The organism is Pseudomonas sp. LBUM1657, assembly GCF_059716075.1.
This window is the reverse complement of record NZ_CP166799.1, coordinates 6212901-6226822: the sequence shown is the minus strand read 5'-3', so window position 1 is coordinate 6226822 and position 13922 is coordinate 6212901. Positions and strand designations below refer to the sequence as shown.

Sequence of the window (13922 nt, the reverse complement as noted above, 5' to 3'; positions counted from 1 at the left end):
CGAGGTTTTTCAGCCCGTCGCCTGAGACGGTTCAACCCACGCAGAATCAGCCGCTTGCAGATCCACCGAACAGACGCTGATCAGGTTACGTAATTTTTCCGCGATGACGTGGGCGCGGTGCCAGCTCAGGCCGTCCATGACGATGTCGATCGACAGCAGATCATCCCTGCGCTGCACATTGACCTGCTCGGGCGTCAGGAACTGCAAGGCGAACAGGTTGAGTGCCCGGCACAACAGATCCGGTTCGGCCTCGGCCAGCAATTGGTAATGAACGCGGCAGTGCGCATTGTTGACGTTCCAGACATCGGCCCGGGTGGGTGGGGTGTTCACGGCTTCTAGGTGCGGCATGGTAGGGCTCCAAAATCACTGGAGGAATTTTTACATTCGGTGCCGGGCATTTCTTATCTATGATTGGGCTTATTGGCGATTTATCGAATTGCACGATTCACCAAACTTCAATTCAAGAGTTTTTTTATGCACAGCGAGCTGGATGGCTACGACCGCAAGATTCTCGCGTTGCTGCAAGAGGACGCATCGCTCTCCAGTGCGCAGATTGCCGAACAGGTGGGGCTCTCGCAGTCGCCGTGCTGGCGGCGGATTCAGCGGATGAAGGAGGAAGGGATCATTCGCGGTCAGGTGACGCTGCTTGATCGCAAGAAAATCGGCCTGAACACGCAGATATTTGCCGAGATCAAACTCAACGCCCACGGCCGTTCGAATTTCACCGAGTTCACCGAGGCGATTCGCGGTTTTCCCGAAGTGCTGGAGTGTTATGTGTTGATGGGGTCGGTGGATTTTTTGCTGCGGATTGTGACGGCGGACATCGAGGCTTATGAGCGTTTCTTCTTCGAGAAACTGTCGATGGTGCCGGGGATTCAGGAGGTTAATTCGATTGTGGCCCTGTCGGAAATCAAGTCTACGACGAGTTTGCCGGTCTGAGGTTTTGTGGTGACGTTGCTGGCATCTTCGCGAGCAAGCCCGCTTCCACAGTTGATCGAGTTGTATGAACGAACGCGGTCTAATGTGGGAGCGGGCTTGCTCGCGAAGGCGGTCTTACATGCGCAGAAGCATCTTCCAGGCACGATTCTGATAAACCGCAATCGCCTGCTGCTTGCGCGCATCCAGCGACTCATCGGTGATCGGCTCGTTGGCCAATTGCGCGAGTTTGTTCAGCTCACCGTACAGGCGATCCATTTCCGGGATGTCCAGCACACCACGGGCGTGGTGCATCCAGGCCTGGATGCGTTCGATACGCGGCAGTTGCTCGGCCAGGTCTTCCGGCTGTTGCTGGTAGCGCTGCAATTGCAGGGACGTTGCTTCCTCGCCCAACAGACGCGGCAACCAACTGCCCAATTGCGCAGCACCTTGGCGATTGCCGCGGGTGTTGCGATCGGCCGCCCAGGTACGGGCCAGCAACCAGCGCGAGGTGTTCAGCGAGAACAGGCCCCAGCGTGGGTCTTCCAGTTCTTCGAGGAACTGCTCCGGTGCGGCTTTACGCACATCCTCATCGTCCAGACCAGCTTGTACCAGCGGACGCCAGTCTTCCAGCAAGGCATCCAGCGCGACCCGCAGATCGTGCGTCGACTGACGCGGTGCGGCTTGACCCAAACTGCTCAGCAGCGCACGCAATTCAGCCAGGTTTTCCACCCAGTCCTGCAACAGGCGCCAGTGGCCGTTGAAGCGATACTGTTCGGCCAGACGCTGGCTGCTACCCAGCAAGTGCCAGCTCAGGGCGGCGAACGCGTCGTCCAGTGGCGTTTCAGCGGTGATCTGCGGCGCTGGCAGGCTCAGGGAGTAGCTGTGGGCGTCATACAGACGATAACCGCGCTCGGCCTTGCTGATATCACACGGCATCAAGGCCAGGGTCGCGGCCAGTTCGGCGGCCAGTTCCAGTAGCGCGGCAGGTTCGCCTTCGCGCAGCTCCAGCTCCAGCTCGCAGATTTCTTCTTTCTGCTTGCCGACTACCACGTGGCCCAGGTCCAGCGCGGCTTCGATGACCACTTTGGTCTTGCCGCGGCCCCAGGCGATTTCTGCGCGTTCGCGAACGAAGTCGGTGGTGAAAATGGCTTTCAGGGTTTTCTTGTCCAGCTCGGCCAGCTCTTCAGGCCAGCATTCGCCGTCGAGTTTCTTCAGGTCGAGCTTGGCTTTGGGCAAGTTCCAGTCGTATTCATTACGCTCGGACAGACCGGCGACGCTCTGGCCACGGGTCTTGAGGGTCTGAATCACGTCTTCGCCATCGCGGCGCAGGCGCAGGGCAACCTTGGCGCGGGCCAGGTCGCGTTCAGGCGTGTCGAAGTACTGGTTCATCAACTCACGGCGTTCCCAGCCACTTTTGTTGCGTTTTTTCAGGAGCGGGTGCTCGCGCAGGGCAGCGAGGGTTTCGCGGCTGACGCGGAGTTTGATTTCGGTTTCTTTTTGCATGGCCGGAAAATCCAGGATCGGGAGCGCAGCCGGGGGAATGTGTGGCTGCCAAGGCCGAGCAGTGTACAGCACTGACCTGAGATAGGGTCTGTTGACGCTTGGTGACGAGCCGCGACGGTTTATTCCTGTCGCCGGATGGCTCTATGATGGACTTCAATTCGGGAGTTGGAGTCAGCGATGCTTTTGCCGTCCATGAAAGATCAGTTCGCTGCGCTGATCGCCGCACCGTCCGTCAGCTGTACGCAGCCCAGCCTCGATCAATCCAACCGTCCGGTGATCGATCTGCTGGCGACGTGGCTCGGTGATCTGGGTTTTGCCTGCGACATTCAGCAGGTCAGCCCCGGCAAATTCAATCTGCTGGCCAGTTTCGGTTCCGGCCCTGGCGGTCTGGTGCTGGCCGGTCACAGTGACACCGTGCCGTACGACGGCGCGCTGTGGCAGACCGATCCGTTGAAGCTGACCGAAGTCGACGGCCGCTGGGTCGGTTTGGGCAGTTGTGACATGAAGGGTTTTTTCGCCCTGGCCATCGAAGCCGTCATACCGCTGCTCGACCAACCGTTCAAACAACCGCTGCTGATTCTTGCCACGTGCGATGAAGAAAGCTCGATGTCCGGCGCTCGCGCCCTGGCCGAAGCCGGGCGGCCATTGGGCCGGGCCGCCGTGATCGGCGAGCCGACCGGGCTCAAGCCGATTCGCATGCACAAAGGCATCATGATGGAACGCATCGACATCCTCGGCCAGAGCGGTCATTCCTCGGACCCGCGCCTGGGCCACAGCGCCCTTGAAGCCATGCACGACGCCATCGGCGAACTGCGCGGTCTGCGTTTGCTCTGGCAGCGTGAATATCGCAATCCACAGTTCGGCGTACCGACGCCGACCATGAACTTTGGCTGCATCCACGGTGGTGATAATCCCAATCGCATCTGTGGCCAGTGCTCGTTGGAGTTCGACTTGCGGCCGTTGCCGGGCATGGACCCCAACGTCTTGCGCGCGGAGATTCTGCAGAAACTCCAGCCCATTGCCGAACGGCATCAGGTGAAGATCGATTACGCGCCGCTGTTCCCCGAAGTGCCGCCCTTCGAGCAGGCTGAGGATGCGGAATTGGTCCGGGTCGCCGAAAAGCTCACCGGTCATCGCGCCGAAGCAGTGGCGTTCGGCACCGAAGCGCCTTATCTTCAGCGTCTTGGCTGCGAAACACTGGTGCTTGGCCCTGGCGATATCGCCTGCGCCCACCAACCGGGGGAGTACCTCGAAATGTCACGTTTGCAGCCTACGGTGCATCTATTACGCAAACTGATTGAACATTACTGCCTGACACCGGCCAAAACGCCAATGCCAGACAGTCAGTTGTAATCCATGTGGGAGCGGGCTTGCTCGCGAAAAGGGCGTGTCAGTCGATATCAATGTATCTGACACACCGCCTTCGCGAGCAAGCCCGCTCCCACAGGTTCTATGCCATAACCAAGTCGTATAAATTGCCAGTGTCCCAACCCGTATTCATGAGGAGAGCGCGCGTGTCGCCAAGCCTGTTCCGACGATAACCATCAGCCCGCTGTGCGTTTTCAGTTTCGCCCTTTTTTCGGCTGCTATTTATTACAGGCCCAGGTTCATGCCCGAATACGTCAATTGGCTTCGTCACGCTTCGCCTTACATCAACGCCCACCGCGATTGCACCTTCGTCGTCATGCTCCCTGGCGACGGCGTGGAGCACCCGAACTTCGGCAATATCGTCCACGACCTGGTGCTGTTGCACAGCCTGGGTGTGCGACTGGTACTGGTTCACGGTTCCCGCCCGCAAATTGAAACCCGCCTCGCCGCACGCGGCCTGACTCCGCATTACCACCACGGAATGCGCATCACCGATGCGGCGACCCTGGAATGCGTGATCGATGCGGTCGGCCAATTGCGCATCGCCATCGAAGCGCGGCTGTCCATGGACATGGCTTCATCGCCGATGCAGGGCTCGCGCCTGCGGGTGGCCAGCGGCAACCTGGTGACTGCACGGCCCATCGGCGTGCTGGAAGGTGTCGACTATCACCACACCGGCGAAGTGCGCCGGGTCGACCGCAAAGGCATCAATCGCCTGCTGGACGAGCGCTCGATCGTGCTGCTGTCGCCGTTGGGTTACTCGCCGACCGGTGAGATTTTCAACCTCGCTTGTGAAGACGTCGCCACCCGCGCGGCCATCGATCTTGGGGCGGACAAACTGCTGCTGTTCGGCGCGGATCTCGGCTTGATCGACGAAAACGGTCGCCTGGTGCGTGAGCTGCGTCCGCAACAAGTGCCGGCGCATCTGCAGCGCCTGGGCAGCAACTATCAAGCGGAATTGCTCGATGCGGCGGCTGAGGCCTGCCGCGGTGGTGTCGCCCGCAGCCATATCGTCAGCTATGCCGAAGATGGCGCGCTGCTGACCGAACTGTTCACCCGGGACGGCGGCGGTACGCTGGTGGCCCAGGAACAATTCGAGATCGTGCGCGAAGCGGCCATCGAAGACGTCGGCGGTTTGCTGGATTTGATCAGCCCGCTGGAAGAGCAGGGGATTCTGGTGCGTCGCTCCCGCGAAGTGCTGGAGCGCGAGATCGAGCAGTTCAGCGTGGTGGAACGCGAAGGCATGATCATCGCCTGTGCGGCGCTGTATCAGATTGCCGATTCGGATGCGGGGGAGTTGGCGTGTCTGGCGGTGAATCCGGAATACCGCCATGGCGGGCGCGGGGATGAACTGCTGGAACGGATCGAAACCCGTGCCAGGGCTCAGGGGTTGAAAACCTTGTTCGTTCTCACCACCCGGACCGCTCACTGGTTCCGCGAGCGTGGCTTCGTGCCGAGCAGTGTCGAGCGCCTGCCATCGGCGCGGGCGTCGCTGTACAACTATCAGCGTAATTCGAAGATCTTCGAAAAAACCCTCTGAACTGATCGTTCCCACGCTCACGTGGGAACGATCATCAAAGCAGCCGCGAAAGATCACTCGGTTACAAATTTCGCGCTGACATACGGCGAATAGTCCGGCAGCACCGTTTCAACTTTCCCTTGCTCCTTCAAGAACTTCGCCGTCTCGCCAATCGCCTTGGCTGTGCCGCCGTCCAGCAGGGCGGTGGTCTGTTGAGCCTTGGCATCCGGGAAGGTGGAGCCTGCCAGCAATTCCGGCACATCGGCGGCGTTGGCACCGGTCAGTTTGGCGATTTTCTGCACCGGTACCGAGTCAGCTGTCCAACTGTCTTTATGCGCCGCATAGTCGGCGAACGAGTCCAGCGTGACCTTGGCGAACCTGGCCACAACCTCCGGGTGCTTCTCGGCGTAATCCTTGCGCGCAACCCAGACTTCGAAAGTCGGTGCACCCCATTGGCCAACCTGTGCGGCATCGGTCAACGTCTTGCCGGTCTTGCGAATTTCCCCCAGGGCTGGCGACCAGACAAACGCGCCGTCGATATCACCACGCTTCCAGGCCGCGGCGATTTCTGCCGGTTGCAGGTTCACCACTTTGACCTTGGTGGCGTCCAGACCCCAATGCTTCAGCGCGCCGAGCAAGCTGTAGTGAGAGGTTGAAACGAACGGTGTGGCGATGGTCTTGCCGATCAAATCTTCCGGTTTATTGATGCCGCTGCCGTTGCGCACCACCAGCGCTTCGGCGGCATTGATCTGGGCCGACACGATGAACGCGACAATCGGCAGATTGCGCGAGGCCGCTGCCGCCAAGGGGCTGGAGCCGAGGTTGCCGATCTGCACGTCGCCGGACGCTATCGCAGTAACCACTTCTGGCCCGCTATTGAAACGACGCCAGTCAATTTTTTGCCCAATGGTTTTTTCGTAAAGTCCATCCGCCTGAGGGACTTTGCTGGGGTCGATGCCCGTTTGATAACCCACCGTCAGGTTCGCTGCATGCGCAGAAAAAGATAACGCGAGCGATACACAAACTGTAACAAATGGACTGGATAGTGCGCGTTTAGTCGTCATGACGTCGCCTTTAAGTAGGGTTTGTTTACGATTTGCGTCAAAGCTAATCGATCTAAAAAAAGGCTAATAAATACCCTTTAGGAATTAGCTTATGAGTCGGCCGCTCTATTCCGGTCGAGCAAAAAAAGTGAGCCCTATTCCTAAAAGGTATGAAAAAAATAATTGAGTAATTCTTTTCGGATTTATGACGAATTCATGACCATCAAAGCACCAATTGCCGGGGATTAGACTATGGTCGTAGACACACGTAGTTACGATTGACTTGTGGGTCACGGTCTGGCGCTAATCGCGCATCTTAGGATCTTGGGCGATTGACCCCGGACCAGGAATACAAGAATTAGAAACGAGAGGAGCGAAACAATGAACAAGTCCACCTTGGCACTGGCCGTGGCCGTAGGGGTTTTGGCGCAGCAGGCAGGCGCCGCAGGTTTCATCGAAGACAGCAAAGCTTCCGTTAGTTCCCGCACCATGTATTACAACGACGATAACCGTGACGGCGGCGCGGATCAGCGCGAGACCGCTGAAGGCCTCAAGTTCGATTACCTGTCCGGCTTCACACAAGGGACTGTCGGATTTGGTTTCGACGCCCAGGCGCTCGTCGGCATCCATCTGGATGGTGGCCGGGGTCATCACCCGGATAGCAACACATTCTTCCCAAGCGACACCGATGGTTCGGCATCGGACCCGTGGAGTCGTGTGGCGGGTAACGTCAAGGCACGCTTCTCGAAAACCGAGGCCCACTACGGTGGCGCTCTGCAGCCAAACATGCCGATTCTGGTAGCGAACGACAGCCGTCTGCTGCCTCAGACCTTTGAGGGGGCCACGATCACCTCGAAGGAAATCGACAACTGGACCTTTAACCTGGGTCAGCTTGAGCACGCGGCGGGTCGCGCCTCGTCAAACACTACCGGTCTGGCAGTGGCTGGCGGTACGCAGGAAAGCAAGTTCCGTTACGCCGGGGCTGACTGGAAGGTCACCAAAGAACTCACCCTGCAGTACTACTACGCGAACCTGGAAGACTACTACAAGCAGAACTTCCTCGGCCTGGTGCACGTCTTGCCGATCAGCGCCAACCAGTCGTTCAAGACCGATATTCGCTATTTCGACAGCAGTTCTGACGGGAAGAACGGCGACCCGGGCTATATCTTCAATAACAACGGTGGTTTCGCCGAAACTCCGAACGAGGTCGATAACAAGACCTGGAGCGCCATGTTCACCTACACGTTGGGTGCCCATGCCTTCCTGGTGGGTCATCAGCGTGTCAATGACGACGGCGGCTTCGTTTATCTGAACCAGGGCAGCGTTGTCGATGGTAACGGCCGCAACGAAGGGGCTGGGGGCACAAGCTTCTACCTGTTCACTGACGCCATGATCAACGGGTTCGTCCGTGCCGGTGAGAACACCACGTTCGGTCAGTACACTCTCGACTTCGCCTCTTTGGGTGTTCCAGGCCTGAAAACCTCTATTGCCTATCTGCATGGCGAAAACATCAAATCCGCGACCGGCGGCAGCGATGCTTCCGAGTGGGAACGCGACATGCGGGTGGACTACACCATTCAGCAGGGCGCGCTCAAAGGCTTGGGCGCAACGGTGCGTCATGGCGTCTACCGTGGCGACGCAGCCGGCATTCCTGACAAGGACCAGACCCGTCTGATCTTCAACTACACCTACAGCTTCATGTAGTAGTCATCAGGAAAAGCCTCGCCTGCGGGTGAGGCTTTTTTTGTGTTTGTTCATATTCCAAAATAAGCACAGATGCTAATTTTTTATTCTTTTTAGCTTTTATCCCTTGGGCCTAAAGTAGGCCAGCCAGACACTCACAGGCTCAACCTCGCGGACCTCAGATTTCCCTTCCGAATTTGAATGTTCAGAAATCGGTTTAGGCGCCGATACCCTGTGTCCGGCTGGGGAAAGCCATACGAATGTATATTTCTAAATGGCATTAAAAAGAGTGAAATAAATCTTTTTGGGTTTACCATGCGCGGCCAAATTACGGTGGTCAGACCATGACCGTAGAGCTGCGGTCTGGCGCTGATCGCGCATTTCAGGATCCGGGGCACTCGACCCAGGACCAGCAACACTAAAAATTAGAAACGAGAGGAGCGAAGCATGAACAAGTCCACCTTGGCCCTGGCTGTGGCCGTAGGGGTTTTGGCGCAGCAGGCAGGCGCCGCCGGTTTTATCGAAGACAGCAAGGCTACCTTGGGGCTGCGCAACTTCTACATCAACAACGATAACCGTGACAGTGCTGCTGGCACTGCTGCTGGTGTTCAGAGCAAAAACGAAGAATGGGGCCAAGGCTTCGATCTGCGTTTCACCTCTGGCTACACCCAAGGTACCGTTGGCTTCGGTATTGATGCTATCGGCCTGTTGGGCGTGCGTCTGGATTCGGGTGGCGGTACTAACGGTGCTGCCAACAACTCCTACGGCGGTACTGTTTTCCCAAGCGAATCCAACGGCGAAGCGGTGGATAACTTCTCCAGTCTGGGTCTGACGGCAAAAGCCAAGATCTCCCAGACCGAGCTGAAGCTGGGTACTCTGCAGCCAAAACTGCCGGTGATCGTGACCAACGACGGTCGTCTGTTGCCACAAACCTGGCAGGGTGGCCAGATCACCTCTGGCGAGATCAAGGACCTGACGCTGGTCGGCGGTCAGATCGAGCACGTCAAGGGCCGTAACTCCAGCAGCAATGAACAAATGTCCATCGGTGGTGCAGCTGCGCGTACTGCTAACAGCAACAAGTTCATCTACGCCGGCGGTGACTACAAAATCACCAAAGACCTGACTGCCCAGTACTACTACGGCAACCTGGAAGACTTTTATAAGCAGCACTTCCTGGGTCTGGTTCATAACTGGGCTATTGGCCCTGGCGTATTGAAGTCGGACTTGCGTTACTTCAACAGCTCCGACGACGGTCTGAACGGTAACACCCCGGCTTACTACAGCAACGGTAACTACAACAGCACCGCGAACGGTAAAGGCAAGGTCGATAACAATCTGTACAGCGGCCTGTTCCTGTACACCGTTGCCGGTCACACCTTTGGTGGTGGTTACCAGGTCAGCAATGGCAGCAGCGACTTCCCTTGGCTGAACCAGGGCGACGGCTCGTCGGCTTACCTGACTACCGACATGCAGATTGCCAAATTCGCCCGTGCCGGCGAACGTACCTGGCAAGCACGCTACTCGTATGACTTCGCCAAGGTTGGCGTACCTGGCTTGACCGCCGGTGTGGTTTACCTGCGTGGCGACAACATCGATACCCGGTCCCCAGCGAGCACCAATAGCTCCGAATGGGAACGCGATCTGACCGTTGGTTACGTCGTACCGGAAGGCCCGTTGAAAAACGTTGGCCTGATGTGGAAAAACGCTACATGGCGTAACAACATCCCAGGTCAACGCGACCAGGATGAAAACCGCCTGATCGTCAGCTACTCGATCCCGCTGTTGTAACAGCGCTCGCGTAACCGATGTAAAAAAGCCCCGCCCGGCATTACGCCGGGCGGGGCTTTTGCGTTTTCAAGTCAGGCTCACCCCCGTAAACCTGGCTTGAAATCTCCTCTTTTTTGCAGCAACTCAAGGCCTTCTCGAACCTTGGGGCTGATGTTCGTTTCGATGCTGTATCAAGTCCAGTGAACAGATTTTTAATATTCGCTTACGATCTAAACAAATCGATATTTATTCTTTTTAATAGATAAAAAAGACAGGCACAGTTGAGCTCAACAAGCACTCACCAGGAGCAGCACCATGAGCCTCAGACTGGGCGATATCGCCCCCGATTTTGAACAGGATTCCAGCGTCGGCACCCTCCGTTTCCACGATTGGCTGGGCGATAGCTGGGGCGTGCTGTTTTCCCACCCGGCGGACTTTACCCCGGTATGCACCACCGAGCTGGGCTTCACCGCCAAGCTGAAAGATGAATTCTCCCAGCGCGGGGTCAAGGCCATCGCGCTGTCCGTAGACCTGGTGGATTCACACCACAAGTGGATCGAAGACATCAACGAAACCCAGAACACGATCGTCAATTTCCCGATCCTGGCCGACGCTGATCGCAAAGTCTCTGACCTCTACGACCTGATCCACCCGAATGCCAACGACACATTGACCGTGCGCTCGCTGTTCGTGATCGACCCGAACAAAAAGGTTCGGCTGACCATTACCTACCCGGCGAGCACTGGCCGTAATTTCAACGAAATCCTGCGGGTGATCGACTCGCTGCAACTCACCGATAACTACAAAGTGGCCACCCCGGCCAACTGGCAAGACGGTGAGGAGGTGGTGATCGTGCCGTCGCTCAAGGATGAAGACGAAATCAAGCAACGCTTTCCCAAGGGCTACCGCGCGGTGAAGCCGTACCTGCGCCTGACGCCACAGCCTAACAAGTGAATCATTGAGACGTGTGGTGTGGCTGATGCCGCTTTCGCGAGCAAGCCGCTCCCACAGGAGTACGCGGTTAACTATGGGAGCGGGCTTGCTCGCGAAGACGTCGGGTCAGCCACCACAGGATTAAGAGTTAAACAGCATCCACAAAGCAGGGGATTTTCAGGCCGTTTCGACGGCCTGTTTTTTTGTCCGGAACATCTGTTTTTTATATCTCCATAATGCATAAGCAAATGAATAAATATGATTTATGGATATATGAATCGCCTGTTAAGGTCACTCCACTCAAGCGAGACCGCAAGCCGCGAATCGCCAACACCGCTCAAGGAATTGTCTGAATGCTGGTCGTCTCACTCGGTGGCAGTCCGAGCCAACGCTCCCGTTCCGGAGTGCTGCTGGAACGCTCTCAACGCTGGTTGCAGGAGCAAGGTGTGGAAGTGGTGAGTTACCAGGTACGGGACTTCCCGGCCGAAGACTTGCTGCACGCTCGCTTCGACAGTCCCAAGGTGATCGACCTGCTGCAACAGATTGAAAACGCCGATGGCTTGTTGATCGCTACTCCGGTTTACAAGGCGTCGTTCTCCGGTGCACTGAAGACCGTGCTGGACCTGCTGCCCGAACGCGCCTTGAGCCACAAAGTGGTTTTGCCGATGGCCACCGGCGGAAGTATCGCCCACATGCTGGCGGTGGATTACGCCCTCAAGCCAGTGCTGTCGGCGCTGAAAGCCCAGGAAATGCTCCACGGGATTTTCGCCGTCGACAGCCAGATCGCTTACGGCGAAGGCAGCGCCCAGGCGCAATTGGCACCCGAGCTGGAACAAAGACTGAGCGAATCGCTGGAGCTGTTTTTCAGCGCCATGGCTCGACGGCCGAAACCGATCGATCCGAACCTGTTGAACGAACGTTTGTTGAGTGCTCGCTGGAGCATTTAAGCCAGCACTTAAGCCACATCTGAATTTGAAGTACTCACCTTACTCGCCCGCTAACGGGCAAGCAGGTGCAGCCAAAACCCAACTGCAAAAAGGAGAGCGCTATGCGCACTGTCATTTTGCGTCGTGGTCTGGTCGCTCTGTTTGCTGCGGCTGTGTCCTTCGGCGCCATTACTCAAGCTCAAGCTGAAACTTTACGAATCGGCTATCAGAAGTACGGCACCCTGGTGCTGCTCAAAGCCAAGGGCACGCTGGAAAAGCGCCTCGCCGCCCAAGGCGTTGACGTGCAATGGACTGAATTCCCCGGTGGCCCGCAACTGCTCGAAGGCTTGAACGTCGGTTCAATCGACTTCGGCGTCACCGGCGAAACGCCACCGGTGTTCGCTCAAGCGGCGGGCGCCGATCTGCTCTACGTTGCTTACGAACCGCCTGCGCCTCACAGCGAAGCGATCCTGGTGCCGAAGGACTCGCCGATCAAATCGGTGCAGGAACTCAAGGGCAAGAAAATCGTGCTCAACAAGGGCTCCAACGTGCACTACCTGCTGGTGCGTGCGCTGGAAGACGCCGGCCTCAAATACACCGACATCCAGACCGTGTTCCTGCCGCCGGCCGATGCCCGCGCTGCGTTCGAGCGTGGCAGTGTCGATGCCTGGGTCATCTGGGACCCGTACCAGGCCGCCGCCGAACAACAGCTGCAAGCACGCACCCTGCGCGATGGCCAGGGCATCGTCGACAACCATCAGTTCTATCTCGCGACCAAACCCTACGCGCAGAAAAATCCCGAGGTGATCAAAACCCTGGTGGAAGAAGTGCGTGCGGTCGGTGAATGGTCCAAGGCCAATCCCGAGGACGTGACCAAACAAGTCTCGCCACTGCTCGGCCTGCCGGCGGATATCACCCTGACGTCGGTGAAACGCCAAGGCTACGGCGCGTTGTTCCTCACGCCGGAAGTGGTCGCCGCCCAACAGAAAATCGCCGACAGCTTCTACCAGCTCAAGCTGATTCCGAAGCCGCTCAGCATCAAAGACGTGATCTGGACGCCACCGGCAGCCGTTGCCAAAGCGCAGTAATCCGATTCCCCAAGGAGACCACTCCATGAGCCTCAATATTTTCTGGTTCCTGCCTACCCACGGCGACGGCCATTACCTTGGCACCGCCGAAGGCGCTCGCGCCGTCGACCACGGTTATCTGCAACAAGTCGCGCAAGCGGCGGATCGCCTGGGCTTCGGCGGGGTGCTGATTCCCACCGGTCGCTCCTGCGAAGACTCGTGGCTGGTGGCGGCGTCGCTGATCCCGGTGACCCAGCGTCTGAAATTCCTCGTCGCCCTGCGCCCCGGGATCATTTCCCCGACGGTGGCAGCGCGGCAGGCCGCGACGCTGGATCGTTTGTCTGGCGGTCGTGCGTTGTTCAACCTGGTAACCGGCGGTGATCCGGAAGAATTGGCCGGCGACGGTTTGTTTCTCAGCCACGAAGAGCGCTATCAAGCCTCCGTGGAATTCACCCGCATCTGGCGCCGCGTGCTGGAAGGCGAAACCGTGGATTACGACGGTCAGCACATCAGCGTGAAGGGCGCCAAGTTGCTCTATCCACCGATCCAGCAACCGCGCCCGCCGCTGTACTTCGGCGGTTCGTCGGAAGCGGCGCAAGACCTCGCGGCAGAGCAGGTCGAAATGGTCCTGACCTGGGGCGAACCTCCGGCCGCCGTTGCCGAGAAAATCGAACAGGTGCGCGCCAAAGCCGCGAAGCTCGGACGCACCGTGCGCTTCGGCATTCGTCTGCATGTGATCGTTCGCGAAACCAATGCGGAAGCCTGGCAAGCGGCGGATCGACTGATCTCCCATCTGGACGACGACACCATCGCGCGTGCCCAGGCTTCCCTGGCGCGCTTCGATTCGGTGGGCCAGCAACGCATGGCCGCGTTGCATGGCGGCAGTCGCGACAACCTGGAAGTCAGCCCCAACCTGTGGGCCGGTGTCGGCCTGGTGCGCGGCGGTGCCGGGACGGCGCTGGTGGGTGATGGTCCGACCGTGGCCGCGCGCGTGAAGGAGTACGCGGATCTGGGCATCGATACGTTCATCTTCTCCGGTTATCCACACCTGGAAGAGTCTTATCGCGTTGCCGAACTGCTGTTCCCGCACCTGGACATCGAGCGTCCGGAGTTGCCGAAAAGCGCCGGTTACGTCAGCCCGTTTGGTGAGATGGTCGCCAACGACATTCTCCCCAAAGCCGCGTCCCAGAGCTGA

The 13922-nt window shown here is 58.1% G+C and carries 12 protein-coding genes; 9 read left to right on the top strand and 3 right to left on the bottom strand.

Going from position 1 to position 13922, the window contains the following annotated elements; all coding sequences use genetic code 11:
• Positions 1 to 9: 9 nt before the first annotated feature.
• Positions 10 to 348 carry an ACT-like domain-containing protein gene (locus tag ACA055_RS28785; protein ID WP_497681615.1) on the bottom strand — a complete coding sequence of 113 codons (339 nt, stop codon included), beginning with the start codon at positions 346 to 348 and terminating at the stop codon, positions 10 to 12.
• Positions 349 to 474: 126 nt separating this feature from the next.
• Here ACA055_RS28785 and ACA055_RS28780 point away from each other — a divergent pair, with 126 nt between their 5' ends.
• On the top strand, positions 475 to 939 hold the full coding sequence (locus ACA055_RS28780) for an Lrp/AsnC family transcriptional regulator (protein ID WP_046045137.1): 465 nt from the start codon (positions 475 to 477) through the stop codon (positions 937 to 939).
• Positions 940 to 1053: 114 nt separating this feature from the next.
• Here ACA055_RS28780 and ACA055_RS28775 read toward each other — a convergent pair whose 3' ends face one another.
• On the bottom strand, positions 1054 to 2421 hold the full coding sequence (locus ACA055_RS28775; RefSeq protein ID WP_497681614.1) for a CYTH domain-containing protein: 1368 nt from the start codon (positions 2419 to 2421) through the stop codon (positions 1054 to 1056).
• A 177-nt stretch (positions 2422 to 2598) separates the two neighbouring features.
• On the opposite strand from ACA055_RS28775, the gene argE reads away from it, so the two are divergent.
• Positions 2599 to 3774, top strand: a complete 1176-nt coding sequence (gene argE, locus ACA055_RS28770) for an acetylornithine deacetylase (RefSeq protein WP_497681613.1) — start codon at positions 2599 to 2601, stop codon at positions 3772 to 3774.
• A 256-nt stretch (positions 3775 to 4030) separates the two neighbouring features.
• A complete protein-coding gene (gene argA / locus ACA055_RS28765; protein WP_074871805.1) occupies positions 4031 to 5329 on the top strand; it encodes an amino-acid N-acetyltransferase in 1299 nt (432 codons plus the stop codon).
• Positions 5330 to 5382: 53 nt separating this feature from the next.
• On the opposite strand, the gene tauA is transcribed toward argA, so the two are convergent.
• Positions 5383 to 6372 carry a taurine ABC transporter substrate-binding protein gene (gene tauA, locus ACA055_RS28760; protein ID WP_497681612.1) on the bottom strand — a complete coding sequence of 330 codons (990 nt, stop codon included), beginning with the start codon at positions 6370 to 6372 and terminating at the stop codon, positions 5383 to 5385.
• Positions 6373 to 6732: 360 nt separating this feature from the next.
• Here tauA and ACA055_RS28755 point away from each other — a divergent pair, with 360 nt between their 5' ends.
• The 6 genes from ACA055_RS28755 (at position 6733) to ssuD (ending at position 13922) form a co-directional block, all read left to right on the top strand.
• Positions 6733 to 8055, top strand: coding sequence for an OprD family outer membrane porin (locus ACA055_RS28755; protein WP_497681611.1), 1323 nt, complete (start codon positions 6733 to 6735; stop codon positions 8053 to 8055).
• A 426-nt stretch (positions 8056 to 8481) separates the two neighbouring features.
• Complete coding sequence (locus ACA055_RS28750; RefSeq protein WP_497681610.1) at positions 8482 to 9822, top strand: OprD family porin; 1341 nt, start codon at positions 8482 to 8484, stop codon at positions 9820 to 9822.
• Positions 9823 to 10116: 294 nt separating this feature from the next.
• Positions 10117 to 10755, top strand: a complete 639-nt coding sequence (locus ACA055_RS28745; RefSeq protein ID WP_497681609.1) for a peroxiredoxin — start codon at positions 10117 to 10119, stop codon at positions 10753 to 10755.
• Positions 10756 to 11087: 332 nt separating this feature from the next.
• Complete coding sequence (gene ssuE / locus ACA055_RS28740; RefSeq protein WP_497681608.1) at positions 11088 to 11681, top strand: NADPH-dependent FMN reductase; 594 nt, start codon at positions 11088 to 11090, stop codon at positions 11679 to 11681.
• Between the two features lie 101 nt (positions 11682 to 11782).
• The gene (locus ACA055_RS28735) at positions 11783 to 12748 is read left to right on the top strand and encodes a sulfonate ABC transporter substrate-binding protein (RefSeq protein ID WP_497681607.1); all 966 of its coding nucleotides are present in this window, start codon (positions 11783 to 11785) and stop codon (positions 12746 to 12748) included.
• 25 nt (positions 12749 to 12773) lie between these two features.
• Positions 12774 to 13922, top strand: coding sequence for an FMNH2-dependent alkanesulfonate monooxygenase (gene ssuD / locus ACA055_RS28730; RefSeq protein ID WP_007939251.1), 1149 nt, complete (start codon positions 12774 to 12776; stop codon positions 13920 to 13922).